The sequence below is a fragment of the Mycolicibacterium sichuanense genome, from assembly GCF_033741125.1.
Lineage (GTDB): Bacteria > Actinomycetota > Actinomycetes > Mycobacteriales > Mycobacteriaceae > Mycobacterium.
Genome location: NZ_JAWQPU010000003.1, coordinates 499784 through 524744, shown reverse-complemented (window position 1 = coordinate 524744; position 24961 = coordinate 499784). Strand labels below are relative to the sequence as shown.

25 protein-coding genes are annotated in these 24961 nt (G+C 68.4%); 12 read left to right on the top strand and 13 right to left on the bottom strand.

All coding sequences use genetic code 11. From position 1 onward, the window contains the following. Positions 1-2: 2 nt before the first annotated feature. The 5 genes from SBI80_RS12925 to SBI80_RS12905 form a co-directional block, all read right to left on the bottom strand. The gene (locus SBI80_RS12925; protein WP_318975097.1) at positions 3-1097 is read right to left on the bottom strand and encodes a DUF7847 domain-containing protein; all 1095 of its coding nucleotides are present in this window, start codon (positions 1095-1097) and stop codon (positions 3-5) included. Positions 1098-1157: 60 nt separating this feature from the next. Then, on the bottom strand, positions 1158-1583 hold the full coding sequence (locus SBI80_RS12920; protein ID WP_318975095.1) for a DUF2752 domain-containing protein: 426 nt from the start codon (positions 1581-1583) through the stop codon (positions 1158-1160). Positions 1584-1598: 15 nt separating this feature from the next. Then, positions 1599-1949, bottom strand: coding sequence for a CD225/dispanin family protein (locus tag SBI80_RS12915; protein WP_318975094.1), 351 nt, complete (start codon positions 1947-1949; stop codon positions 1599-1601). Between the two features lie 172 nt (positions 1950-2121). Further along, positions 2122-3516, bottom strand: a complete 1395-nt coding sequence (locus SBI80_RS12910) for a cystathionine beta-synthase (protein WP_318975092.1) — start codon at positions 3514-3516, stop codon at positions 2122-2124. A 29-nt stretch (positions 3517-3545) separates the two neighbouring features. Next, complete coding sequence (locus SBI80_RS12905; protein WP_318975090.1) at positions 3546-4598, bottom strand: alpha/beta hydrolase; 1053 nt, start codon at positions 4596-4598, stop codon at positions 3546-3548. Between the two features lie 193 nt (positions 4599-4791). Here SBI80_RS12905 and SBI80_RS12900 point away from each other — a divergent pair, with 193 nt between their 5' ends. Beyond that, positions 4792-5757 carry an SGNH/GDSL hydrolase family protein gene (locus SBI80_RS12900; protein WP_318975088.1) on the top strand — a complete coding sequence of 322 codons (966 nt, stop codon included), beginning with the start codon at positions 4792-4794 and terminating at the stop codon, positions 5755-5757. Between the two features lie 40 nt (positions 5758-5797). Then, the gene (locus tag SBI80_RS12895) at positions 5798-7015 is read left to right on the top strand and encodes an acetyl-CoA C-acetyltransferase (protein ID WP_318975086.1); all 1218 of its coding nucleotides are present in this window, start codon (positions 5798-5800) and stop codon (positions 7013-7015) included. A gap of 56 nt (positions 7016-7071) precedes the next feature. Here SBI80_RS12895 and SBI80_RS12890 read toward each other — a convergent pair whose 3' ends face one another. Further along, on the bottom strand, positions 7072-7920 hold the full coding sequence (locus tag SBI80_RS12890) for a type IV toxin-antitoxin system AbiEi family antitoxin (protein WP_318975085.1): 849 nt from the start codon (positions 7918-7920) through the stop codon (positions 7072-7074). A 223-nt stretch (positions 7921-8143) separates the two neighbouring features. After that, positions 8144-8992, bottom strand: coding sequence for a Bax inhibitor-1/YccA family protein (locus tag SBI80_RS12885; RefSeq protein ID WP_318975083.1), 849 nt, complete (start codon positions 8990-8992; stop codon positions 8144-8146). A 161-nt stretch (positions 8993-9153) separates the two neighbouring features. Between SBI80_RS12885 and SBI80_RS12880 the strand changes: the two genes are divergently transcribed. The 3 genes from SBI80_RS12880 to SBI80_RS12870 are packed head-to-tail and all read left to right on the top strand — an operon-like array spanning position 9154 to position 12707. Next, positions 9154-10200, top strand: a complete 1047-nt coding sequence (locus SBI80_RS12880; RefSeq protein WP_318975081.1) for an enoyl-CoA hydratase/isomerase family protein — start codon at positions 9154-9156, stop codon at positions 10198-10200. Beyond that, complete coding sequence (locus SBI80_RS12875; protein WP_318975079.1) at positions 10200-10973, top strand: enoyl-CoA hydratase; 774 nt, start codon at positions 10200-10202, stop codon at positions 10971-10973. The genes SBI80_RS12880 and SBI80_RS12875 overlap by 1 nt, the downstream gene beginning before the upstream one ends. Before the next feature lie 9 nt (positions 10974-10982). After that, complete coding sequence (locus SBI80_RS12870; RefSeq protein ID WP_413232706.1) at positions 10983-12707, top strand: alpha/beta hydrolase; 1725 nt, start codon at positions 10983-10985, stop codon at positions 12705-12707. Here SBI80_RS12870 and SBI80_RS12865 read toward each other — a convergent pair. Further along, positions 12678-13085: a rhodanese-like domain-containing protein gene (locus tag SBI80_RS12865; protein ID WP_318975078.1), complete on the bottom strand. Its 408-nt coding sequence runs from the start codon at positions 13083-13085 to the stop codon at positions 12678-12680. The genes SBI80_RS12870 and SBI80_RS12865 overlap by 30 nt on opposite strands. 4 nt (positions 13086-13089) lie before the next feature. Continuing rightward, positions 13090-13626 (bottom strand): cysteine dioxygenase, encoded by a 537-nt coding sequence (locus SBI80_RS12860; protein WP_318975077.1) that lies wholly within the window; start codon positions 13624-13626, stop codon positions 13090-13092. Positions 13627-13746: 120 nt separating this feature from the next. Here SBI80_RS12860 and SBI80_RS12855 point away from each other — a divergent pair, with 120 nt between their 5' ends. The 3 genes from SBI80_RS12855 (at position 13747) to SBI80_RS12845 (ending at position 15622) form a co-directional block, all read left to right on the top strand. Next, positions 13747-14187 carry a lipoprotein LpqV gene (locus SBI80_RS12855; protein ID WP_318975075.1) on the top strand — a complete coding sequence of 147 codons (441 nt, stop codon included), beginning with the start codon at positions 13747-13749 and terminating at the stop codon, positions 14185-14187. A 132-nt stretch (positions 14188-14319) separates the two neighbouring features. Further along, positions 14320-14541: a hypothetical protein gene (locus tag SBI80_RS12850; RefSeq protein WP_318975073.1), complete on the top strand. Its 222-nt coding sequence runs from the start codon at positions 14320-14322 to the stop codon at positions 14539-14541. Between the two features lie 106 nt (positions 14542-14647). After that, positions 14648-15622 carry a patatin-like phospholipase family protein gene (locus SBI80_RS12845; RefSeq protein WP_318975071.1) on the top strand — a complete coding sequence of 325 codons (975 nt, stop codon included), beginning with the start codon at positions 14648-14650 and terminating at the stop codon, positions 15620-15622. Here SBI80_RS12845 and SBI80_RS12840 read toward each other — a convergent pair. Beyond that, positions 15611-16465 (bottom strand): patatin-like phospholipase family protein, encoded by an 855-nt coding sequence (locus SBI80_RS12840; RefSeq protein ID WP_318975069.1) that lies wholly within the window; start codon positions 16463-16465, stop codon positions 15611-15613. The genes SBI80_RS12845 and SBI80_RS12840 overlap by 12 nt on opposite strands. Before the next feature lie 132 nt (positions 16466-16597). Here SBI80_RS12840 and SBI80_RS12835 point away from each other — a divergent pair, with 132 nt between their 5' ends. Next, complete coding sequence (locus tag SBI80_RS12835; RefSeq protein WP_318975067.1) at positions 16598-17329, top strand: HAD family acid phosphatase; 732 nt, start codon at positions 16598-16600, stop codon at positions 17327-17329. Position 17330: 1 nt separating this feature from the next. Here the strand turns inward: SBI80_RS12835 and SBI80_RS12830 are convergent, their stop codons facing one another. Then, positions 17331-17804, bottom strand: coding sequence for an SRPBCC family protein (locus SBI80_RS12830; protein WP_318975066.1), 474 nt, complete (start codon positions 17802-17804; stop codon positions 17331-17333). Positions 17805-17852: 48 nt separating this feature from the next. Between SBI80_RS12830 and SBI80_RS12825 the strand changes: the two genes are divergently transcribed. Further along, positions 17853-18896, top strand: coding sequence for a zinc-binding dehydrogenase (locus SBI80_RS12825; RefSeq protein WP_318975064.1), 1044 nt, complete (start codon positions 17853-17855; stop codon positions 18894-18896). Here the strand turns inward: SBI80_RS12825 and SBI80_RS12820 are convergent. After that, positions 18893-19948 carry an NAD(P)H-dependent amine dehydrogenase family protein gene (locus tag SBI80_RS12820; RefSeq protein WP_318975063.1) on the bottom strand — a complete coding sequence of 352 codons (1056 nt, stop codon included), beginning with the start codon at positions 19946-19948 and terminating at the stop codon, positions 18893-18895. The genes SBI80_RS12825 and SBI80_RS12820 overlap by 4 nt on opposite strands. Before the next feature lie 213 nt (positions 19949-20161). Here SBI80_RS12820 and SBI80_RS12815 point away from each other — a divergent pair, with 213 nt between their 5' ends. Further along, a complete protein-coding gene (locus SBI80_RS12815) occupies positions 20162-21940 on the top strand; it encodes a serine/threonine-protein kinase (RefSeq protein ID WP_318975061.1) in 1779 nt (592 codons plus the stop codon). A gap of 72 nt (positions 21941-22012) precedes the next feature. Further along, a complete protein-coding gene (locus tag SBI80_RS12810; protein ID WP_318975059.1) occupies positions 22013-23212 on the top strand; it encodes a lipid-transfer protein in 1200 nt (399 codons plus the stop codon). On the opposite strand, the gene SBI80_RS12805 is transcribed toward SBI80_RS12810, so the two are convergent. Next, complete coding sequence (locus SBI80_RS12805; RefSeq protein ID WP_318975058.1) at positions 23209-24840, bottom strand: fatty acid--CoA ligase; 1632 nt, start codon at positions 24838-24840, stop codon at positions 23209-23211. The genes SBI80_RS12810 and SBI80_RS12805 overlap by 4 nt on opposite strands. Between the last annotated feature and the right edge of the window lie 121 nt (positions 24841-24961).

The following is a 24961-nucleotide window of genomic DNA, read 5'->3' as shown; positions in this document are numbered from 1 at the left end:
GACTACGGCGTGAGCGGGGCGACCGCGCCGCCACTCACCCGGCGGTATGCGTGCACCAGGAACAGCGACGCCACCGGCGCGGCGACCAGGAGGCCAATGCCGCACAGGATGGCGCCGACGAAGAGGATCACGACACTGATCAGCCAGACGAGCAGAACCTGCACGAAGTTCGACTTGACCCATTCGAAGCTGGCCTTCAGCCCGTCGATCGGCCGGAGGTTGCGATCGACGATCGCCACCAGCGTGAAGATGGTGAACAGCGACACCAGCAGACCCGGGATGACGCACAGCGCCTGGCCGATCGAGGACAGCACGCCGATGATGAGGCTGGCGACCAACACACTGCCGACGTTGCGCGGCTTGAAGAACGACCCGATCGTCACCGGCTGCCCGTCGGCGATCTGCAGCAGTCCGGCGTAGTAGGCCGACGAGATCGCGCCAACGACGACGAATGTCACCAGGCTGCCCAGGAAGATCACGAACAGGCTGGCGCCGCCCAGACTCGTCGAGAACGAATAGCTCACGCCGTTGTCGGAGGAGTCATAGGAGCTGACCTGATCGGGGGCCATGCTCAGTGCGATGCCGTAGAAGATGCCGTACACCACGGCGACGAGCACGCCGTAGACGAGCGTCGGGACGATCAGCGCGACGGCGTTCTTGCTGAACTTGTTCCACGCCCAGGAGAAGGCCTGGCCGATGTCGATCCGCTGACCACCGAACCCGGGACCGTCGGCCGGTGGGTAGCCACCGTAGCCACCCGGCGCAGGGGGGTAGCCGCCCTGCGGGGGCGGCGGGTAGCCACCGGGCGGCGGGGGCGGCGGGTAACCACTCTGCGGGGGCGGGGGGTAACCGCCCTGCGGAGGGGGCGGGTAACCGCCCTGCGGGTAACCACCCTGCGGGTAACCACCCTGCGGGGGCGGCGGATAGCCACTCTGCGGCGGGGGCGGGTAACCACCCTGAGGCGGTGGGTAGCCACCCTGAGCCGGGGGCGGGTAACCACCCTGAGGCGGCTGATAACCACCCTGCGGCGGCGGAGCGTAGCCACCCTGCGGCGGCGTGGTGTCGCCCTCTTCGGGCGGCTGAGGCGGGTTGGTCACGGTGTTCTCACCCTTCGGTTGACTTCATGACGGGTCCACTGATCGGAATCCCGTTGATGGCTAGATGTATAACCCCGAGAATGGCGCGATCGGCAGGTTGCGGACGACGAACCACACCGACACTGCCACCAGCGCCACGGCGGCCGACCATCGGTGATGCTGCCAGGCGACGATCCGCCGATTCACGATGCGGCCGTAGGTCCAGGCACCAAAAGCCCAGAGCAGCAACAACACCGAGACGAGTCCGAGTGTGTTCCAGTGCAGCGCCCCGAGTAAGTCACCATGCAGGAGGCTGTAGATCATCCGCAGGCTGCCGCACCCGGGGCAATCGATGCCAAGCAGCGTCCTCGTCGGACACACCGGGAGTGGGCCGCCCGCCGACATCGGATTCCCCAGCCAGACGGCACCGCAGAACAATCCGGCCGCCACCGCCACCCCAAGGGGAGCGGCGAGCGGCGAGACGACCAACGATCGAGTCTGGAGCATGGGTGCTGCCTCAGGTCAGGAGTACGAGTTGGTACCTACGGCAAACGTGACGACGAGGTAGACGACACCGACGACGACACCGGCGATCGCTCCCCAGATGGCGTACTTCTTCGCGTCGGCAGACGCCTTCTGCGCCTCCTCGTAGCGCCCCTGGCCCCACAGCCCGGAAACCTGAGATGCCTTGACGATCGACACGATGCCCAGCGGGAGGCAACAGAGCACGGTGACGAGGATTCCCCAGACCAGATTGCTGTCGGGCTGATTGCCTGGTGCGCCGCCGTAGCCACCGGAACCGGGAGGCGGCGGCGGCGGGTAGTTCCCGGGAGGCGGCGGCGGGTAGTTGCCCGGCGGCGGATATTCGGTCATGGGCGCCTTCCAATGATCAACTCGCGGGGTCTGGGCGGTGCCACCCTACCTGAGAAGTTGCTCACAGAGACGTCCATAGGGCGAACTTCATCAGGCGGCTTCGAGCGCCCACGAACCGGGAATCCTTGCCTTTGCTAACGGATTTCGGCGGCGGGCCCCGCCGATTGGGCCGCTAGTGCCGCGCAGATCCCTCGGAGAGGAAGCCGAGCAAGTCGTGACGGGTGAGCACGCCGATCGGCTTGCCGTCCTCGACCACCATCACCGCATCGCATTCACGCAAGGTCTTGGCCGCCATGCTGACCAGTTCCCCCGCTCCGATGAGCGGAAGCGCCGGGCTCATGTGCTGGGACACTGCGTCGGCCAGCTTGGCCCGGCCCTCGAAGACCGCCGAGAGGAGTTCGCGTTCGGAGACGCTGCCGGCGACCTCGCCGGCCATCACCGGGGGTTCCGCTCCGACCACCGGCATCTGCGAGACGCCGTACTCGCGCAGGATTCCGATCGCGTCGCGCACGGTCTCGGCCGGATGGGTGTGCACCAGGTCCGGAAGCGCTCCGGACTTGCGCCGCAACACGTCTCCGACGGTGGACTGCTCGATCGAGCCGTCGAGCCGACTGCGCAGAAAGCCGTACGACGACATCCAGGCGTCGTTGAAGACCTTTGAGAGATAACCTCTTCCGCCGTCAGGAAGCAGCACCACGACGACCGCGTCCGGACCTTCGCGCTCGGCAACGCGCAGGGCGCCCACCGCCGCCATGCCGCACGAGCCACCGACCAGCAGCGCCTCTTCGCGGGCCAGACGCCGCGTCATCTCGAACGAATCGGCGTCGGAGACCGCGATGATCTCGTCGGGAATCGACGGGTCGTAGGCCGACGGCCAAAAGTCCTCGCCCACCCCCTCGACCAGATAGGGCCGGCCCGTGCCACCGGAGTACACCGAACCCTCGGGGTCGACGCCGATGATCTTCACCCGGCCGTCCGAGACCTCCTTGAGGTAGCGGCCCGTACCGGTGATGGTGCCGCCCGTGCCCACGCCGGCGACGAAGTGCGTGATCTTGCCGTCGGTGTCGGCCCAGATCTCCGGACCCGTGGTCTCGTAGTGACTTTCGGGGCCCATCGGGTTGGAGTACTGGTCGGGCTTCCACGCTCCGTCGATCTCGCCGACCAGGCGGTCAGAGACGCTGTAGTAGCTGTCCGGATCGTCGGGGGCGACCGCGGTGGGGCACACCACGACGTCGGCACCGTAGGCGCGCAACACGTTCCGCTTGTCCTCGCTCACCTTGTCGGGGCAGACGAAGATGCACTTGTACCCGCGCTGCTGAGCCACCAGAGCCAGGCCTACGCCGGTGTTGCCGGAGGTCGGCTCGACGATGGTGCCCCCGGGTTTGAGTTCACCACTGGCCTCGGCGGCGTCGATCATCTTGATGGCGATGCGGTCCTTGGAGCTGCCGCCGGGGTTGAGGTACTCCACCTTGGCGGCCACCAGGCCGGCGCCCTGGGGTACGACGGAGTTCAACCGGACGAGAGGCGTATTGCCTATGAGCTCACTGACATGACCCGCGATTCGCATGCGTCCATCGTGTCAGGCGCGACGACGGGTTACCAGGTGGCCTCTCGGATGTAGGCGCCGATCTGCTTCAGCGACCTCGTCGCCTCCTTCACCGCAGGCGCGGCCAGCTGGAAGACGTGCATCTGACCGGGCCAAACGTGCAGCTCGACGGGGACGCCCGCGGCGGCAAGCATGTGCGCAGCCTTGCGCGCGTCGTTGAGCAGAACCTCGGATCCGGACACGTGGATCAGGGTTCGCGGCAGTCCGTGCTCGATGTGGTCGAGTGGCTCGTAGACCCGCTCCGGCTCGCCGTCGACGACGTGCTTGCGGTTGGCGGCCTCTACCAACTCGATGAGCGCATCGAACGCCTTCGGCGGGAACATGGCATCGGTTTGGGTGTTCGGGTGCTGGGCCCGGCTGTCGTTGTCGATCTCGAACAGTGGTGACATCGTCACGACGGCGGCGGGCAGTTCGCCCTCGTCGTGCAGCCGCTCGGCCAGCGCCATCGACAGGTAGCCACCAGCCGAGTCGCCGGCTAGGACGATCTGCTCGGGTTCATATCCCTTGAGCCGCAACCACTTGTAGGCGTCGTAACAGTCGTCGATGGCCTGCCCGATCGAATGCTTCGGGATCATGCGGTAGTTGACCACCAGCGCCGGGCTGTCGGCGAACCGCGACAGCGCGGTCACCAAGCGGCCGTGGGTGTTCACCCCGCACGTCAGGAAGGCGCCGCCGTGCAGGTACAGGATCACGCTGCGGTTGCCGTCGGCCGGCAGCACCCCGGCAGCCCTGACGAGCTGGGCGGTGCAGTTGGGCAAGCCGATGGTGGCGCGGATGGTGCCGGGCGCCGGGCGCATCGCCCGGGCAACGAAGTCGACCACGCCGAACGGCCAGGGCATCCGCGGCACGTGACTACCGATGGCCAGTGTTGGCTTGATCGTCATCATCGCACCGAGAGCAAACAGCCGCCCGGCCAGGCTCGGGCCGTCCTCCATGACCTCGACCGGAGCTCCGTCGCTGACCGGGAATCTGCGCGGCTTACGCGCCCTAGCTGCACTGATGGCAGGCCCGGACGACCTGGATACGTTACTGGGTGCGGTCATCGTCACCACTTCCTACGCCGTTGTAGAGCCCGGAGCAGTCAACTGTCGAGCAACCCCAGGTAACTTAGCTTGACATCGCCGATTAGTTCAACGAACGAAGAACTCGATTTCGTACCGCACTTGATACCCCAACGTGACCGCGCACACCCGGATGCCACGCTGACCGACGCCGGATCGCCCTTAAACTGTTGGCGTGGTCATTCGCGCACCGCGTAGGTCGACCATTGCCCTGGCAGCGGCCGCCGCGCTCGCATCGACGGGTTCGGCGTACGTCGGGGCCCGCAACCTCCTGCAGCTTCAGGCCGACCAGGCACGCCAGGTGATTCCCAAGTCATGGGACATCCCGCCGCGTGCCGACGGTGTCTACGTCGCGGGCGGCGGGCCCGTCGAGAAGTGGCACCGCGGCGTGCCGTTCGATCTGCACCTGATGATCTTCGGGGACTCGACCGCGACCGGCTATGGCTGCGTCGTCGCCGACGAGGTGCCCGGGGTATTGATCGCCCGAGGGCTGGCCGAGCAGTCCGGCAAGCGCATCAGGCTGAGCACCAAGGCCATCGTCGGCGCCACCTCGAAGGGGCTCTCCGGGCAGATCGACGCGATGTTCGTGGCGGGGCCGCCGCCCGACGCCGCCGTCGTGATGATCGGCGCCAACGACGTCACCGCCGTCAACGGCATCGGCCCCTCGGCCCGCCGGGTCGGCGAAGCCGTTCGTCGCCTGCGGTCCAGTGGCGCGGTCGTGGTCGTGGGCACGTGTCCCGACTTCGGCGTCATCACCGCGATCCCCCAGCCGCTACGGCTCGTCGCCCGGACCATCGGGCTGCGATTGGCACGCGCCCAGGCGGCTGCGGTCCGGACCGCGGGCGGCGTCCCCGTCCCGTTCTCCGACCTGCTCTCGCCGGAGTTCCAGCGGGCGCCGGAGGTGCTGTTCTCCGACGACATGTTCCATCCGTCGGCCGCGGGTTACGCGCTGGCCGCCCAGCAGCTGCTGCCCGCGTTGTGCAAGGCGCTCGGGGTGTGGACGAGCGATTCCGAGGTCGAACCGGCGCTAGAGTCGCGGGCCTGGGGCCGCTCGTTGCTGTCCCGAGCCGGCCAGGTCACCCGGTTCTGGCGTCGCACGACTGGTGTACCCGCGCCAATCGTTCCTTCGGTCGCGGGTTAGGTTCGCTGTAGCTCTCACGCCATCGTCCTAGGAGGCCGCCATGCCCGAAGCCGTCATCGTCTCGACCGCCCGCTCACCGATCGGCCGCGCCAACAAGGGTTCACTGGTGGGGATGCGACCCGACGACCTGGCTGCCCAGATGGTGCGGGCGGCGCTGGACAAGGTGCCTGCGCTCGACCCCCGCGACATCGACGACCTGATGATGGGGTGCGGCCAGCCCGCGGGTGAGGCCGGCTTCAACATCGGGCGTGCCGTGGCCGTCGAACTCGGCTACGACTTCCTTCCCGGCACCACGGTCAACCGCTACTGCTCGTCGTCGTTGCAGACCACCAGGATGGCGTTCCACGCGATCAAGGCGGGCGAGGGTGACGCGTTCATCTCCGCGGGCGTGGAGACCGTGTCGCGATTCATGAACGGCAGCGCCGACGGCTGGCCCAACGGCAAGAACGCCACTTTCGCCGACGCCCAGGCGCGTTCGGATCAGGCAGCGCTCGGCGCCACCGAGTGGCACGACCCCCGCGAGGACGGCCTGCTGCCCGACGTGTACATCGCGATGGGCCAGACCGCCGAGAACGTCGCCCTGTTCACCGGCATCAGCCGCGAAGACCAGGACCACTGGGGCGTCCGGTCGCAGAACCGCGCGGAGGAGGCCATCGCCAACGGCTTCTTCGAGCGCGAGATCTCGCCGGTCACCCTGCCCGACGGCAGCGTGGTGTCCACGGACGACGGCCCGCGCGCCGGCACCACCTACGAGAAGATCAGCCAGCTCAAGCCGGTGTTCCGGCCGAACGGCACCATCACCGCGGGCAACGCGTGTCCGCTGAACGACGGCGCCGCCGCGGTGGTCATCACGAGCGACGCACGCGCCAAGGAGCTGGGGCTCACCCCGTTGGCGCGCATCGTGTCGACGGGTGTCTCGGGGCTGTCGCCGGAGATCATGGGCCTCGGCCCCATCGAGGCGTCGAAGAAGGCCCTCGCCAAGGCGGGCATGTCGATCGGCGACGTCGACCTCTACGAGATCAACGAGGCGTTCGCCGTTCAGGTCCTCGGCTCGGCGCGAGCGCTCGGCATGGACGAGGAGCGCCTCAACGTCTCGGGCGGTGCGATCGCGCTGGGTCACCCGTTCGGCATGACGGGTGCCCGCATCACGGCCACGCTGCTGAACAACCTCCAGACCCACGACAAGACGTTCGGCCTGGAGACCATGTGCGTTGGCGGCGGCCAGGGCATGGCGATGATCGTGGAGCGCCTCAGCTAGTCGGGGCTCCCGTCGACTCTGCGCTCACTGCGCGATCGTTCGAGTAACCGTCGCCGTCAGCGCAGAGTCGAGCGTCGATCCCATGCCCGACGCACCCGCTGCAGAACCTCGTCGCGACGACTGCGCGCGGCCACTCTCACCAGTTGCCATCCGAGCTCGTCGAGATCGGCCAATCGTCTGATGTCGCTGGCGAATTGGGCCGGGTCGGATCTGTGGTGGTCCCCGTCGTACTCGACCGCAAGCCGATGGTCCTCCCACCCCATGTCGAGGTAGTACCGGCGTCGCCCGTCGGGGCTGAGCACCGGGATCTGCGTGCGTGGCCGCGGGTAGTCGGCCTCGATCAGCAGTAGTCGCAACCACGTTTCGCGTGGCGACTCGGCACCTGCATCGACTAGGTCGAGCACGCTTTCGAGCTGCCGCAGTCCGCGGGCGCCGCGATGCTCGCGGGCCAGTGCGATGACATCGTCAACCGTGACCCGCGTCGCGGCCAGCAGGGAGTCCAATCGTGCGACGGCCTCACCGATGCGTCCACGCCTGCCGATGTCGAAGGCGGTACGTGCCGGTGTCGTCACGGGCATGCCGGCGACCGAACGCGTCTCCCCGGCCGCGAGCCGATCGGCGCGCGTGATCACTCGGCAAGGGGATCGTGCGTTGCGCCAGATCAATTCGACGGACACGCCGTCGTCGATCCACTTCGCCCCATGCATCGCCGACGCCGAGAGCCCCGCCACCACGGCCTCGCGGCCCGACCACAGCCACGCCGCCTCCGTCCGCTGCACCAGCGACGGTTGGACCTGTTTCCTCAGGTACACGTTCGGCATGACCGCGCGGTAGTACCGACGAAGTTCGTGTGACGTCACGGCGCCGGACGCCAATGCCTCCGAACCGATGAACGGTCTCTCCATGGCGGCAGACTGCCGAGCCGCACCGACGACGATCGTCGAGCCGCAGCCCGGCGCAGCCCGACCTGTGGACGAATTGGTCTCTTGGGATCACCAGACACCGCCCACTCTGCGCCCACCGCGACGAAGTGCGAGTGCTGATCACTCTGGGCGCAGAGTCGAACGGGCGTACCCCGGGCAAGGAGAAAGCCCGGCACCGTGGTGCCGGGCTCTCGGGGTAGGGCTGCTAGTCGTTCTGGAAGTAACTCAGCAGCCGCAGGATTTCGAGGTACAGCCACACCAGCGTCACGGTCAGGCCGAGCGCGATGCCCCAGCCTGCCTTCGACGGAACGCCCGCCCGGACCATCTGGTCGGCCGCGTCGAAGTCGATGAGGAAGCTGAACGCGGCCAGCGCGATGCACAGCAGCGAGAAGCCGATCGCGAGCGGGCCACCGCTGCGCAGGCCGAAGCCCTCGCCGCCGCCAACGCCGAAGATGGCGAGGAGGCCGTTGAGCAACATCAGCGCCAAGACGCCGAACATGCCGGCGATGATCATGCGGGTGAACTTCGGCGTGACGCGGATGGCGCCCGTCTTGTACACGACCAGCATGCCGAAGAACACGCCGAGCGTGCCGACGATCGCCTGCGCGATCATGCCGGGGCCACCCGTGGAGACCAGGTTGGCGAACAGGAACGACGCGGCACCGAGGAACAGGCCCTCGAGCGCGGCGTAGGTCAGCACGATCGCCGGATTGTCCTGCTTGCGACCGAATGTCGCGATCATCACCAGGACGAAGCCACCGAGGCCGCCGACGAGCGTGAACGGCATCATCAGGCCCAGGTTCTGCGACACCAGGAAGTACGAAACGACGGCGACGGCGGACAGCACCGCGAGGGTGATGCCGGTCTTGGTGACGACGTCGTCGATGGTCAGCGGCCGAGAAACCGCGCTCGACTGATCGACGTACGGCTGTGCCGCATAGGGGTCGGCTTGTACCGCTGCCGCGCCGTATCCGGCGGCTCCGGTACCGAATTGGGCATATCCGCCCTGCTGCTTCGGCAGGGAACGGAATACCGGGTTGCTGCTCTCGCGCACCGTCGGTTCCTCTCGTGTGCATATGGCTCGTCAAGTGACGAACAGTGGGTCAACGTGCGGCGACTCGGACCGGTTCCCGGCCTCGTCCCTGAAACTGTGAACTCGTTGAGAAAGGTTACCCGTGTCGCTCGGAGCTGGGGCGACGATCTAGATTGCAAACCGTGGCAGAAAACGAGGACATCCTAGTAAATGTCGAGAATGGCGTTGGGGTCGTCACGCTGAACAGGCCAAAGGCCATCAATTCCCTGACCCACGGCATGGTCACCGACCTTGAGAAGGCTCTCAGGAACTGGGCGGACGACGACTCCGTGCACGCCGTCCTGCTGCGCGGCGCCGGTGAGCGTGGCTTGTGCGCCGGCGGCGACGTCGTCGCGATCCATCACAGCGCCAAGGCCGGCGGCGCCGAAGCCAGGGCGTTCTGGCACGACGAGTACCTCCTCAACGCCTACATCGCCGACTACCCCAAGCCCTACGTCGCACTGATGGACGGCATCGTGATGGGCGGCGGAGTCGGGGTCGGCGCGCATGGCAGCGTCCGCGTCGTCACCGAGAAGACCAAGATGGGCATGCCCGAGGTCGGCATCGGCTTCATCCCCGACGTCGGCGGCACCTACCTGCTCTCGCGGGCGCCGGGCCGGCTCGGGCTGCACGCCGCACTGACGGGCGCTCCGTTCAGCGGGGCCGACGCGATCGCCATGGGCTTCGCAGACGTCTTCGTGCCGCACGACCAGCTCGACGACTTCGCCTCGGCCGTCGTCGCCGAGGGCGTCGAGGCGGCAGTGTCCAGGTACGTCGTCGAACCGCCCGCGAGCCCCCTTCTGGCGCAGCAGCACTGGATCGACGAATGCTATGCCGGTGACACGGTCGCCGACGTCGTCGCCGAGCTGCGGGCCAACGACACCGGCCCGGCCGGCGACGCCGCGGACACCATCGAGGGCCGGTCGCCCATCGCTCTGGCGGTGACGCTCGAGGCAGTCCGACGGGCCGCCGGGCTCGACACGTTGAAAGACGTTCTGCGCCAGGAGTTCCGCACGTCGTGCGCGGCATTGAAGTCGCATGACCTGGTCGAGGGCATTCGCGCGCTGCTCGTCGACAAGGATCGCAACCCGCAGTGGTCGCCGTCCGAACTGGCATCGTGTTCGAGGGATCTCGTCGACGCCTACTTCGTGCCGGCCGAGCCCGACCTGACGTTCCCCGAGGAGGACTAGTGAGCTACGAGACCATCCTGGTGACGCGCGAAGGCCGCGTCGGCACCATCACCCTGAACCGACCGAAGGCGCTCAACGCGCTCAACAGTCAGGTGATGACCGAACTCACCACCGCCTCAGCCGAATTCGACGCCGACGCGGGCATCGGCGCCATCATCGTTACCGGCAACGAGAAGGCCTTCGCCGCGGGTGCGGACATCAAGGAGATGGCCGACCTGTCCTTCGCCGACGTGTTCGCCGCCGACTTCTTCGCCACGTGGGCCAAGTTCGCCGCCACCCGCACCCCGACCATCGCCGCGGTCGCGGGCTACGCCCTTGGCGGCGGGTGCGAGCTGGCGATGATGTGCGATCTCCTGATCGCCGCCGACACCGCCAAGTTCGGCCAGCCCGAGATCAAGCTTGGCGTGCTGCCGGGCATGGGCGGGTCCCAACGGCTCACGCGCGCCATCGGCAAGGCCAAGGCGATGGATCTCATCCTCACCGGCCGCACCATCGACGCCGCCGAGGCGGACCGCAGCGGGCTGGTGTCCCGGGTCGTCCCCGCCGACTCCCTGCTCGAGGAGGCCAACGCCGCCGCGGCCACCATCGCAGGCATGTCGCTCTCGGCGGCCCGGATGGCCAAGGAGGCAGTCAACCGCGCGTTCGAATCCTCACTGGCCGAAGGGCTTCTCTACGAGCGGCGACTGTTCCACTCGGCCTTCGCCACCGAGGACCAGACCGAGGGCATGGCGGCGTTCACCGAGAAGCGCGCACCGAGGTTCACGCACCGATAAAGTGCGTTCGTGCCAGATGTCGACACCAGGGCGGACGACCCAGGATCAGCCGCCGAACCGGTCACCGAGACCGAGCCGGGCGCCGAACCGGTCGCGCCCAAGCCCGACTGGTGGATCCGCCACTACACGTTCTTCGGCACCGCCGGCGGGCTGGTCTTCATCTGGCTGTCGCTGACCCCCTCGCTGCTCCCCCGCGGACCCCTGTTCCAGGCGCTGGTGAGCGGGGCAGCCGGTGCGATCGGCTACGGCCTCGGCGTCTTCGGCGTCTGGCTGGTGCGCTACATGCGGTCGGCGAACACCAGCCCGGCCGCACCCCGCTGGGCGTGGATCACACTGGTCGCGGTGGGCCTCGTCGGTCAGGTGCTCGCGGTGGTGAGTTTCCACGGCTGGCAGGACGAGGTGCGCGACTTCATGGGCGTGCCACGGCTGACGTTCTGGGACTACCCGCTCACCGCGGTACTGGGAATCCTCTTCCTCTTCCTCTTCGTCGAGGCCGGCCAACTCGTCGGCAAGTTGGTCCGCTACCTGGTCGGGTTGCTGGATCACGTTGCACCGCCCCGGGTCTCGGCCGTGGTGGTGGTGACCCTGCTCCTCGTCCTTAGCATCGCGCTGCTCAACGGCGTCGTGGTGCGCGAGCTGATGCGGACGTTGAACGACAGCTTCGAGTCGGCCAACAACGAGGAGAGCCCGGACGTCGCGGCACCCACGACGACGCTCCGCTCGGGCGGACCCGGATCGCTCGTCAGCTGGTCCTCCCTGGGGCACCAGGGCCGGGTGTTCATGTCCAACGGACCGACGGTGGCCGACCTCGAGAAGTTCAACGGCGGCAACGCCACCGAACCCATCCGCGCCTATGCCGGGCTGAACTCGGCCGACGGCATCAAGGCCACCGCCGCGCTCGCCGCCCGCGAGCTGCAGCGCACCGGCGGGCTGAACCGTGCCGTGGTCGCGGTCGCCACCACGACGGGCACCGGCTGGATCAACGAGGCCGAGGCCACGGCCCTGGAGTACATGTACAACGGCAACACCGCCATCGTCTCGATGCAGTATTCGTTCCTGCCCAGCTGGCTGTCGTTCCTCGTCGACAAGGAGAACGCGCGGCAGGCGGGCCAGGCCCTCTTCGAGGCCGTCGACGCACTGGTGCGCGCCATGCCCGAGAACCAGCGGCCCAAGTTGGTCGTGTTCGGCGAGAGCCTGGGTTCGTTCGGCGGCGAGGCGCCGTTCCTGTCGCTGAACAACCTCATCGCCCGCACCGACGGGGCACTGTTCTCGGGGCCGACGTTCAACAACACCGTCTGGACCGATCTCACCCGCAACCGCGACGCGGGATCACCCGAGTGGCTGCCGATCTACGACCGCGGCGAGAACGTGCGGTTCGCCGCGGAGTCGGCCAATCTGAACCGCCCGGCCGACGCCTGGGGACGCCCGCGAGTGGTCTACCTGCAGCACGCCTCGGATCCGATCGCCTGGTGGAACCCCGACCTGCTGTTCCACAAGCCGGACTGGCTCAGCGAGCCGCGGGGGTACGACGTCTCCCCGGACATGGAGTGGATCCCGGTCGTGACGTTCCTCCAGGTGTCCGCCGACATGGCGGTGGCCGTCGACGTCCCGGACGGGCACGGCCACGTCTACGTGCGCGACGTGGCGAACGCCTGGGCGGCCATCCTGCAACCCCCGGGGTGGACGCAGGCCAAGACCGACGAGCTACGGCCGCTGCTGCGCTCCGACGAATGACTCGCCGAGCCGGCCGAGCGCACCGGAGGAGACCAGCGCGTGATAGCCGCCGACGACGTCGGTGGCGCGCAGCCCCAGATCCTGCAGCGACGCCGCGGCCAGGCTCGATGTGTAGCCCTCCGAGCACAGGATGATCCACTCGACGTCGTCGCCCACCGCCTGCGGCAACCGGGCGTCACTCGTCGGGTCGCAGCGCCACTCGAGCACGTTGCGCTCGATCACCAGCGCGGCGGGCACGTCACCCTCGGCGGCGCGCTGCGCGGCGGGGCGGATGTCCACGAGCAGCGCACCCCGCTGCAGCGCGGTGGGCACGTCGGCCGCTTCGATCCGCGTCAACCGGGCGCGCGCCGATTGCAGGACGGCATCGATGCGACTCACGTGATCAGTCCCCTTCGGGCTTGTCGGTCAGCTCGGTGCGCTGGCGGCGCAGCGTGTTCCTGGCGGTGACCTCGTAGTACGACATCGCCGTCAACGGCGGTGAATACGCGTGCACGCTAAGCGTAGGCGCCGCGACGGTGATGGGACGCGACGGCGCCCACACGACGTCGTGCACCCAGCCCAGCGGGAAGCCCGCCTGATCCCCGGCATCGAGACGCCGCTTGCGCAAGGCGTCGCCGTCCCAACGGGTTTCGGTGAGCGCACCGGAGACCACGGTAAGGGCGCCCAGGGAACCGCCATGGTCGTGCAGTTCGGTCGACCGCTCGGGCACCCAGCTGATGAGCCAGACGTCGAGTTCGTCGTCACCGTGCAATCGGGTGAACCAGCGCTCGTCGGCGGGTGGGCCGCCCGCGGGCAACACGTGGTCGTAGCGGCCGGAGAGCACGTGGTCGGCGGCGACGTCGGTCGCCTGAAGCAGATCGGGGACGCGCAGCCGGGTCGGCGCGACGACGGACGGGTACGACGGAAGGGCGACGGTCATGATGAACGGAGCTCCAGAAGGGCTGTGAGGGATCGGTCGGGGGGCGGGCGTCAGGCCCGACAACACTCCCGGCAGATGGTCCGTTCCAGCACGTTCGCCACTGTTGCATAGATTGGCGGGATGCGCAGCTACCCGATCCTCGCCGTGGCCGCCGCGGCAGCCCTCCTCACCGGGTGTTCGTCCGGATCAGGGGGTGGCACTTCGTCGTCCTCACCGACTCCCGCCTCCGCGGCGCCGACCACCGCGACGACCACGCTGCAGACCCACACCGCCGCACCGGGGGCGCTGGGGGTGTCGCCGAACGGGGTGACGACGGCAGTCGGCACGCCCGCGGAGTCGACCGAGGACGAGTACTTCCAGGCCTGCCACGCTGCGAAGACGTGGATGCTCGCCAAGGGCGGCGATCAGAAGACGCAATTCGAGCCCTACCTCGCCGAGGTCCAGAAGACCGACGCGGCGGGTCCGGGGACGTTCGGGTCGCCGTGGTCGAAGTTGACCCCCGCCCGGCAGTCCGCGGTCATCGTCGCGGCCGAGGCAGCCGCCGACGATCTGTGCGGCTGACGTAGTTCCAATCACGCGTAGCCGAAGTCGAGACCAATCCCCAAAGGCGCGTAGGAATTTAGCGCGTCTACGTTTAGTGGTTTCCATCACAATATTCGGTATTATGTGTCCCTCATCACTTTTGGAGGGCCCATGATCGAACCGAACGACGGCAAGCTGAGTCGCCCTCGGACTGCGCCACCCGCCGCCGGTGGCTCGATCAATGGAATGCGGATCCTGATGGGCCTGCTGCTGTTCGCCATCCTGGTGGGCTCCATCATGGGCGTCGTCGTGGCCCTGTCCAGCGGCCAGCCCACGGTCGCGCTGATCATCGGCTTGATCGCCGCTGCCTTCTTCGCCAGGGTCGGCTGTTAGCCAGTCACACTCCACACCAGGCAGAACGGGTGTCGAACGAAGCCCTTCCGATCATGTGACACGGGTTGCCGTCTTGGCTCGGATGTAACGCGACGACAATGGACCCATGCGGGTTGCGCTTTGTCTCGGTAGCGGTGGCGCTCGCGGCTATGCCCACATCGGCGTCATCAACGAGCTTCGCGAGCGCGGGCACGAGATCGTCGGCATCTCCGGATCGTCGATGGGGGCCCTGGTCGGCGGGCTGGAGGCCGCAGGCAAGCTCGACGACTACACCGCCTGGGCCACGTCCCTGACCCAGCGTGCGGTGCTGCGCCTCCTGGATCCGTCCCTTACCTCGGCCGGGGTGCTCCGGGCCGACAAGGTCCTCGATGCGGTACGCGAGATCCTCGGTGAGGCCGTCATCGAGGAGCTCCCGATTCCTTACACGGGGGTGGCGACGGACCTCATCTCCGGCAGATCGGTGTGGCTGCAGCGCGGTCCCGTCGACGCGGCCATCCGGGCGTCGATCTCGATTCCCGGTGTGATCAAACCGCACCTGCTCGACGGCCGACTGCTTGCCGACGGCGGCATCCTCGACCCCCTTCCAATGGCGCCGCTGGCCGCCGTCAATGCCGACCTCACCATCGCCGTCAGCCTCGGCGGCGACGATCCCCAGCGGCCCAAGCCGCTCGGCGGCGTCGAGCCGGGACCCACCGCCGAGTTGCTGAACCGGATGTGGCGCAGCACGACGGCCTTGCTCGACACCAGCACCGCGAGGACGTTGCTGGACACTCCCGCGGCGCGGACGGTGCTCAGCCGGTTCGCCAACGACGGCGTGGAGACCGACGACCACGATGACCACACCGAGTCCTCGGTGCCCAAGCTGGGCGCCTTCGAGGTGATGAACCGCGCCATCGACATCGCGCAGGGCGCGCTGATGCGCCACACGCTGGCCGCCTACCCGCCGGATCTGCTCGTCGAGGTGCCGCGCACCACCGCCAGGAGCCTGGAGTTCCACCGCGCCGAGGAGGTCATCGAGATCGGCCAGGAGCTCGCCGCTGCGGCACTCGACACGTTGGTCAAGCGCTCGTCACCTGCGTAGGAACCGCGCGACCCGCGCCGCCTCGCGGCGGCCCTGCTCCCGACCGGCGGTGGCCGACGGAGCCCGGCACGCCGGGTCGAGGGGATTGGGCCCGAACGCCTCGATCGAGGCCTCGTCGGCGAACACCGCCAGTGCGGCGTCGCCGACTGCGGCGATCTCGGCCGCCGCGCCGCTCCCGAAGGGCGACGGCGCGGTCTCGCTGGAGGGCACCAGCACCACGACTTCGTCGCAGTCCGAAGCCACCGGCATGTTCACCAGGCTGCCGGCCCCGCCGTCCATCAGCCGTCGAACACCAACCGTCACCGGCGGCCACACCCCTGGAACCGCGCAGCTGGCCGCGACCGCGTCGACCAGCGAGATGCCAGACTCCCGGTCGATCACCAGCAGCTCACCAGTGGCCACGTCGATGGCCGTCACCCGCAGTACGCGGTCTGGCCACTCCCGGCTCGGCAGCCGATGCGCGATCACCGCCCGCCGTACCGGCTCGGTGACCGTGTCGGCGGCCACCGCGATCGCCCCGATTCGCTGCAGCACCCGTTCGCCGGTGTCGTCCTCACCCGTCGTGGCGGTGGCAAGCAACGCCACCAGATCGTCGATGCTCACCCCTGGGTCGATCTCATGGCCGTCGCCGGAGACCTGCGCGTCGAAGAGCGCCTCGAGGGCAGTGCCGCTGCCGATCTGGGCTGCGACCGTGGACCCGGCGGACGTGCCGAGCAGGACGTCGGAGTCGAGCAACTCGCGGGCGACCTGCGGGGCCTCGTCGGCGATGCCCCGCAGGATGCCGATCTCCCAGGCAATGCCCGCCAATCCGCCGCCGGCCAGCACGAGTCCGCGTTTGGTCACGGCTGCAAAGTGTGCCAGGTAACGAGTACCACCGAAAGTTCGTCGTGCCGATGATCGCGAGATCTCCTGGGCTCGATTCGGCGACTCGAGCACCCGTGGTCGCCGAAGCGGCCAAAACGTAGTCTCTGCACCATGACCGGACGCCGCTGGCTGGCCGCACCCGTCGCCGTCGTGCTGTTGACGTGTGCCGCGCCGATGGCGACGGCGGAGCCACCCGCTCCCACGGTGCCGATCGTCCCGGCCCCGGTGCAGCCCGCCAACGTCGGGGATCTGAAGACTGCGGCCACCGCCTACTACGACGACGGCGGGTATCTGACGGACCTTCAGCTGACCACGGCTCCGGCTGCCGCCTGGATCGCCGAGGAGGCGCCGCGTGCCGCGCGGCCCGCCGTGGTGTTCGACATCGACGAGACGGCCCTGTCCAACTGGAAGGCCATCGAGGCCAACGACTTCGGACGCGTCATCGACGGCCCCTGCGCGGATCCGCCAGCGGGCCCCTGCGGGTGGCGGGCGTGGGACCTCAGGGCACAGGCGACCCCGATCCAACCGACGCTGGACGTCTTCACCGCCGCCAGGTCCGCCGGTGCGGACGTCTTCTTCATCACCGGCCGGGATGAGTCGCAGCGCGCCGCGACCGAGCAGAACCTGGCCGACGCGGGCTACCGGGATTACGACCGGCTGATCATGGAACCCGTTGGCGCCCAGTTTGATTCGGCAGCGGACTTCAAGGCTCCGCAGCGGGCCGACATCGAGGCACAGGGGTACACGATCATCGCGAACCTCGGCGATCAGCCGTCGGACCTCGTCGGTGGCTTCGCCGAACGCACCTATCTGCTTCCCAACCCGTTCTATCGAATTCCCTGAGCTAGCCGACCAATTGGTTCGACAGCCCCTCGAGTGACTGGCGGGCATAGCCCAGCCACAGCTTGCCGAATACCGGCAGCAGCGGGGCGGCCAAGGCAGTCCGGGGATGGATGGTCCAGCGCCACGTCACCCTGGTTCCCGTGCCGGCCGGCGTGAACGTCCACAGGCCCTCGACGTGATCCACCAGCGGCGCCAGCGGTCCCGTGACGTCGGACAGGCGGTAGCCGAAGGAGGCCGGCGGGTCGTAGGACACGAGCTCCTCGCGCATGCTGCCGCCGCCCGTCAGCACGACGGTGCGGGTCTGCCCAACGGCGTCCCAGTCACCGGTCTGCTCCCGCACCGCCTTGATCGGCGGGATGGGGCCATACCAGCGAGCGAACAGCGTGGGCAGCTCGATCGGGGCGGTGCCGGCGAAGGCGGCCTCTTGGGTCACGGGGATGGCCCGTGATTGCTCGACGACCGTGGGATGCGCCATGATGGCGATGGTACCCCCAGGTACCACGCGGCGGCGAGAGGAATCGGAATGGCGGACACGATGCGGGCACAGCGGTTCTACGCGGACTCGAAGACGATTGCCGTCGAGGACGTTCCGATCCCCGAACCCGGCCCCGGCGAGGTGCTCGTCAAGGTGGCGTTCTGCGGCATCTGCCACTCGGACCTCAGCCTGATCAACGGGACCTTTCCGGCGCAGGCGCCGGTGGTCACCCAGGGGCACGAGGCCTCGGGCACCGTCGCCAAGCTCGGGCCAGGCGTCACCGGATGGGCCGAGGGTGACCGCGTCGTCGTGGCCGCGGGCAAGCCGTGCCTGGAGTGCGTGAACTGCCGGCGCGGCGACGCCTCGAACTGCCTGCGGATCCGGTTGATGGCCTTCGCCTACGACGGAGCCTGGGCCGAGTACACGGTGGCCCAGGCCTTCGGGCTCACCAGGGTCCCGGACAACGTGCCGCTGGAGCAAGCCGCCATCCTGGCCGACGCGGTATCGACGCCCTACGGCGCGGTGGTGCGCACCGGCAAGGTCGGCATCGGCGAATCCGTTGGCGTGTGGGGAGTCGGCGGCCTCGGGACCCACATGGTGCAGCTCGCGCGTCTGGTCGGGGCGGCGCCCATCATCGCGGTCGACGTCAAGCCCGCCATCCTGGAGCGCGCGCTGGCGGTCGGTGCCGACTTCGCCTTCGACGCCCGCGACGCGGATCTGGCCGCCAACATCTCCGAGGCCACCGGTGGACGCAACCTGGACGTGGCATTCGACGCCGTGGGCATCGCCTCGACCTTCGAGCAGGCGTTGAACAGCCTGACCGTCGGCGGTCGACTGGTGGGCGTCGGCATGAGCGCCGACACCCCGAACATCGGTCCGACGGCCTTCTTCAACCTGCTCAAGCGCCAGGTCCTCGGCCATCTCGGCTACCAGAACGCCGACATCGGGACGCTGGCCGCGCTCGTCTCCCTCGGCCGACTCGACCTTTCGCGCTCGATCAGCGAGATCGTGCCCCTGGAGAATGTCGCCGAGGGCATCGAGAAGCTCGAGACCGCCGCCGGCGACCCGATCCGAATCCTGGTGCAGCCCTAACGCAGATCCGGGGCGGCCTTCCCACTGATCAGCGGCAGGTCCAGGTAGGTGGCGATGCCGGGTGGGGCCGCGCAAACGGCGGGCACCGAGTTCACGCAGTGCGCCGCGGTGGCGACGATGCCGTCGTTGGACTCCAGCCCCTCCTCGACGCTGTCGGGCTGGAAGCCCTTGACCGTCACGGTGAAGTCCGGGTTGCCCTTGACCTCCATCTCGTAGCGCTCCCCGGCGGGACCGAAAGTCCAAGGCGGGTCCAGGTTCTCCTGTCCCATGAACCAGTTCACCGTCACCCGGACCACCGGCTCGTCGCCGACGAGGGCCTCCCAGTGAAACTTGCGGCCCGCCACCTGGCCCGCGTCGATGACGCCCATCGGGGTGTCGATGGGGGCCGTCGCCAGCGAGATCTCCTGGGTGGACCTGATCTCCGGAGCTGCGGCGAACCCCATCTGGTCGACGATCATCTTCACCGACTGATTGAAACCTCCGTCGAGGAGCTTCTGCATCGGGCCAGTCAGCGCCTTCTCTGGGGTATCGCCGAAACCCATCACGTAACGCAATACGTCCGGCGCGTCGTAGGTGCGCAGATCCGAGAACTCCTCGGCACGAACGAATCTCACGCCGGTCGACATGATCGACATCATCAGCGGAAACTTGTCGCTGATGCCGCCGGGCGCGATGCCGGTGCCATGCAGAGTGACCCCGCCCGCGAGCGCGGCCGCGCGCAGCGGCCCACCCTCCTTCTCCCCCGGGTAGAACCACCCGACCGGGGTGACGACGTTCTTGCCCGACCGCAGCAGGGCGGCCACCTCGTCGACGTCGGGAAGCAGTGGTGAGTACAGGACGGCGTCGGCGTCCAGCGCCAGGATCTCGTCGACGTCGTTGGTCGCGGCGACGCCCAGCGGACCACATCCGACGATGTCGCCGACGTCCTTGCCGCTCTTGGCCTCCGAGTGCACCCAGCAACCCGCCAGCTCCAGGTCGGGATGCTCGAGCACGCCCTTGATGGCAGCGATGCCGACCCCACCCGTCGCCCACTGCACCACGCGTAACGGCATCGGCCACTCCCCTCGTCCCGAGCAATCGACAAAACTAGAACACGTTCCATTCAGATGTACACCACCGGACCTCACCCGACTGCCCGATTGCCCGCGCCGGACGTCTGGCTCGTCGTCCACTTCATCGGCACTTTCCGGGTAGCGGCTCCCACCAGGCATTAAGGTGTCTCCTGGCATGCCGGACCCGGGCAGATTTGGCACGAGGAGATCTAGATGAGCGAGCCGAATCCGCGCGAGGGCACGATGTTCGGCCACTACCGCCTGCTGCGCCTGATCGGCAAGGGCGGGATGGGCGAGGTCTACGAGGCCCAGGACACCGTCAAGGACCGCGTGGTGGCCCTCAAACTGCTGCCGGAGAACGTCTCGCACGACCCGGTGTTCCGCAAGCGACTACAGCGCGAGGCACATTCGGCCGGACGGCTACAGGAGCCGCACGTCGTGCCGATCCACGACTACGGCGAGATCGACGGCGTGCTGTACGTGGACATGCGCATGATCGACGGAACCGATCTGCGCAAGCTGTTGAAGAACTTCGGTCCGATGACGCCGGCACGGGCGGTGGCGATCGTGCGGCAGGTGGCCTCGGCGATCGACGCGGCGCACGCGAGCGGCCTCGTGCACCGCGACGTCAAGCCCGAGAACATCCTGATCACCCGCGACGACTTCGCCTACCTCGTAGACTTCGGTATCGCCAACGCCGCCACCGACGAGAAGCTGACCGAGCTGGGCACCGCGGTCGGCACCTACGCCTACATGGCGCCCGAGCGGTTCTCCGGTGACGAGGTCACCTACCGCGCCGACGTCTACGCCCTGGCGTGCGTGCTCTACGAGTGCCTGGCTGGGTCGCAGCCGTACGCGGGTGACAGCGTCGGCGTCGTCATCACCGCCCATCTCGTGCAGCCGATCCCCCGGCCCAGTCAGGCGCGTCCCGGCATCCCCGCCGCGTTCGACGACGTGATCGCCCGCGGCATGGCCAAGAAACCCGACGAACGCTTCGCCACCGCAGGCGATCTGGCGGCTGCCGCCACCGAAGCACTCACACCCCGCGACCAGGACCAAGCCGCGACGATCCTGCAGCGCGGTCAGGCCGCGGCGCTGCCGGGCAGCACATCCGTCGACCAGGGTGCCACCATGGCCGCGCCAACCCCGATGCCGACCCCGTTGCCAACGCCCGCGCCAACGCCCGTTCCGCCCTCGCCGTACGGCCCGCCCGGTGTCCCGCCGCCGCCCTACGCAGGCGCCCCCGCGGCATACGGCGCGGCGCCGGGTCCCTTCCCGCCCGCCCCGCCCCAGTACGGCTATCCGGGGGCGCCGCCGCCTCCGCCCGGCTCCCCGGCGTGGGGACCACCTCCTACGGGCCCAAATGCCCCTGGCGGCAAGAAGACTCCGTGGGTGCCCATCGTCGTGGTCGCCGCGGTCCTGATCCTGCTGCTCGGCGCCGTCGGCATCTTCGTGCTGACCAGATCCGACGGCACGGGCAGCACGGCCTCGAGCACGACGCAGACGTCCACGGCCCGGCAGCGGCCGTCGACCACCCGTGCCACTCCAACGACGGCAGCCGGCGACCCCAGCGGTTTCGACGCCCAGCTGATGGCCCTCATCCCCCCGGGTTACCCGACGAGCGTGTGCGAGAAGGCGGTTCCCCCGGCCACGGGCGCCCTGGCGACGATCGACTGCCGCCAGTCCACCCAGCCGGGCGGTCCCGGTGCCGCGCGCTACTCGCTGTTCGCGAACAAGGACACGCTGGCTCAGCAGTTCGCCTCCTCGATCGCCGACGACGAGGAGTTGCTGCGCTGCCCCGGCGCCGACGGTGACTCCCCGACCACCTGGCACTACAAGTCCACCCCCGACGCCGTCGCTGGCTCGGTGGCCTGCGGTACCTATCAGGGCAACGCCGACATCATCTGGACCCAGGACGACGACCTGCTACTGGCCGACGTCCAGAGCAGCGACATGTCCCAGCTGCACGACTGGTGGCTGAACTACAGCTGACGACGACTCCTGCCGGGGCGAGCGCCAGCGCTGTTATGTTGCAGGGAACGCAGCGTGGCGAAGGGATGAGTCGTGACCAGCAGGGGCAACAAGGTATTCGTCGTCGGGGTCGGGATGACCAAGTTCGAGAAGCCCGGACGGCGCGAGGGCTGGGACTACCCCCAGATGGCCAAGGAGTCGGGCACCAAGGCGCTGCAGGACGCAGGCATCTCCTACGACGCCGTGGAGCAGGGCTTCGTAGGGTACTGCTCGGGTGACTCCACATCCGGGCAGCGCGCGCTCTACGAGCTCGGCATGACGGGCATCCCGATCGTCAACGTGAACAACAATTGCTCGACCGGGTCGACGGCGCTGTACCTCGCGGCGCAGTCAATTCGAGGCGGTCTTGCCGACTGCGTCATGGCGCTCGGGTTCGAGAAGATGCAGCCGGGTTCCCTCGGCGGTGGCGCCCAGGACCGCGAATCCCCGCTTGGCAACCACGTCAAGGCGCTCGCCGAGATCGACGAGTTCGCGTTTCCCGTGGCGCCGTGGATGTTTGGTGCCGCCGGCCGTGAGCACATGAAGAAGTACGGCAGCACCGCAGAACACTTCGCCAAGATCGGCTACAAGAACCACAAGCACTCGGTGAACAACCCATACGCCCAGTTCCAGGACGAGTACAGCCTCGAGGACGTCCTCGGCGCCAAGATGATCTCCGATCCGCTGACCAAGCTGCAGTGCTCGCCGACGTCGGACGGCTCCGGCGCCGCGATCGTCGCCAGCGAGCAGTTCGTCGACCAGCACGGGCTTGCCGGGCAGGCCGTCGAAATCGTCGGGCAAGCCATGACCACCGACTTCGCCAGCACCTTCGACGGCAGCGCGGCCAACATCATTGGCTACGACATGAACGTCCAGGCCGCCAGGCAAGTCTACGACCAGTCGGGGTTGGGCCCCGAGGACTTCCAGGTCATCGAGCTGCACGACTGCTTCTCGGCCAACGAGCTACTGCTCTACGAGGCGCTGGGCCTGTGCGGTGAGGGCGAGGCGCCCGCGCTGATCGACGACGGCGCGACCACCTACGGCGGCCGCTGGGTGGTCAACCCGTCGGGCGGCCTGATCTCCAAGGGACATCCGCTGGGGGCCACCGGCCTGGCGCAATGCGCCGAGCTGACCTGGCAGCTCCGCGGCACCGCCGACAAGCGCCAGGTCGACGGTGTCACCGCCGCCCTGCAGCACAACATCGGCCTCGGCGGCGCGGCCGTCGTCACGGCCTACCAGCGGGCCGAGCGCTAGCGCACCTCGACGACGTCGTAGACGCCGTCGGCGTGCCTGGCGCGGATCGTCTTCTTGTCGTACTTGCCGACGCTGGTGCGCGGTACCTCGTCGATGAACACCCACCGCTCTGGCAGCCACCAGCGAACGACTTTGTCCGCCAGGAACTCTCGCAGCTCCGACGGGGAGACCGTGGCGCCCTGGTGCAGCACCACCGCGGCCAGCGGACGCTCGTCCCAGCGCTCGTCGGGCACCCCCACCACGGCGGCTTCCCGGACCGCCGGGTGGGCGATGAGGTGATTCTCCAGATCCACCGAGGAGATCCACTCACCGCCGGACTTGATGACGTCCTTGGCCCGGTCGGTCAGGGTGACGTAGCTCAGCGGGTCGATGCGTCCCACGTCTCCGGTGCGGAGCCAGCCGCTGTCGAACTTGGCCTCGTCGCGGTTCTGGTAGTAGGACCCGGTGATCCACGGCCCCCGCACCTCGAGCTCGCCAACGGCCTTGCCGTCGTTGGGAAGTGGGTTGCCCGCGTCGTCGACGATGCGTACCTCCACCCCGCACATTGGCCTGCCCTGCGTGGCACGCAGACTCCAGTGCTCCTCCTCGGACAACCCCGGCGGCGGCCACGCCATGGTGGCCACCGGCGAGGTCTCCGTCATCCCCCACAGTTGCCGGATCTGGACGCCGAACTTCTGCTCGAACGCCTGCATCAGCGACACCGGCACCGCGGAACCGCCGCAGGACACCAGGCGCAGTGACGAGATGTCATGTCCCGGTGCGGCATCGAGGGTATGCATGACGTCGTTCCAGATGGTCGGCACCGCACCGGCCACCGTCGGGCGCTGGGTCTCGATGAGGTCGATGATCGTCGCCGCGTCGAGGAAGCGATCGGTCAGCACCAGATCGGCCCCGGCCATCAGCGTCGCGTACGGCAGCCCCCAGGCGTTGGCGTGGAACATCGGCACGATCGGCAGCACCGAGTCCTCGAAACCGATGCCGAGGGTGTTCGCGGTGCAGGTGGCCATCGCGTGCAGGTAGCTCGACCGGTGGCTGTAGACCACACCCTTCGGGTTTCCCGTCGTGCCGCTGGTGTAACACATTGCCGCAGCGTCAGTTTCGACGAGTTCGGGCCAGGCGAACTCCGGTGACTGCTCGGCCAGCAGCTCGTCGTAGCGCAGCACGGTCTTGCCCGAGGCCGTCCACGGCTCGAGGTCACCCGCCCCGACCGCGATCACCGTGTGCACGGTGCGCAGCAGCGGTAGGACCGGGGCAAGCTGCGCCGTCAGCGACAGGTCCGCGATGACCACCGTGTCCTGGGCCTCGTCGGCGATGTAGGCGATCTGCTCGGCCGACAGCCGGATGTTGAGCGTGTGCAGCACCGCGCCCATGGACGGGACGGCCAGGTACGCCGCGAGATGCTCGGCGTTGTTCCACATGAAGGTGCCGACGCGGTCGTCTCCGGTCACGCCGATTCCGCGCAGGGCGTTGGCCAGCCGGCCCACCTGTTCGCCGAGTTCCCGGTAGCTGGTGCTGCGGTATCGCCCGTCGCCCATGGCAGTCGTCACCGTACGGTCGCCGTTGACCTCGCAGGCGTACCGCATGATCGTCGTGACGGTCAGCGGGACGTCCTGCATCGTGCTCTGCATGGCCGTCGATGCTAATGGCGGCACCCGCCCGAAAATGGCGGTTCGGCGAGCTGCAACGAAATGGTGTTTCGGAGCGACATACCGGGCGACTGCCGTAGGGAGTTCCATGGCCGCGCGGAGT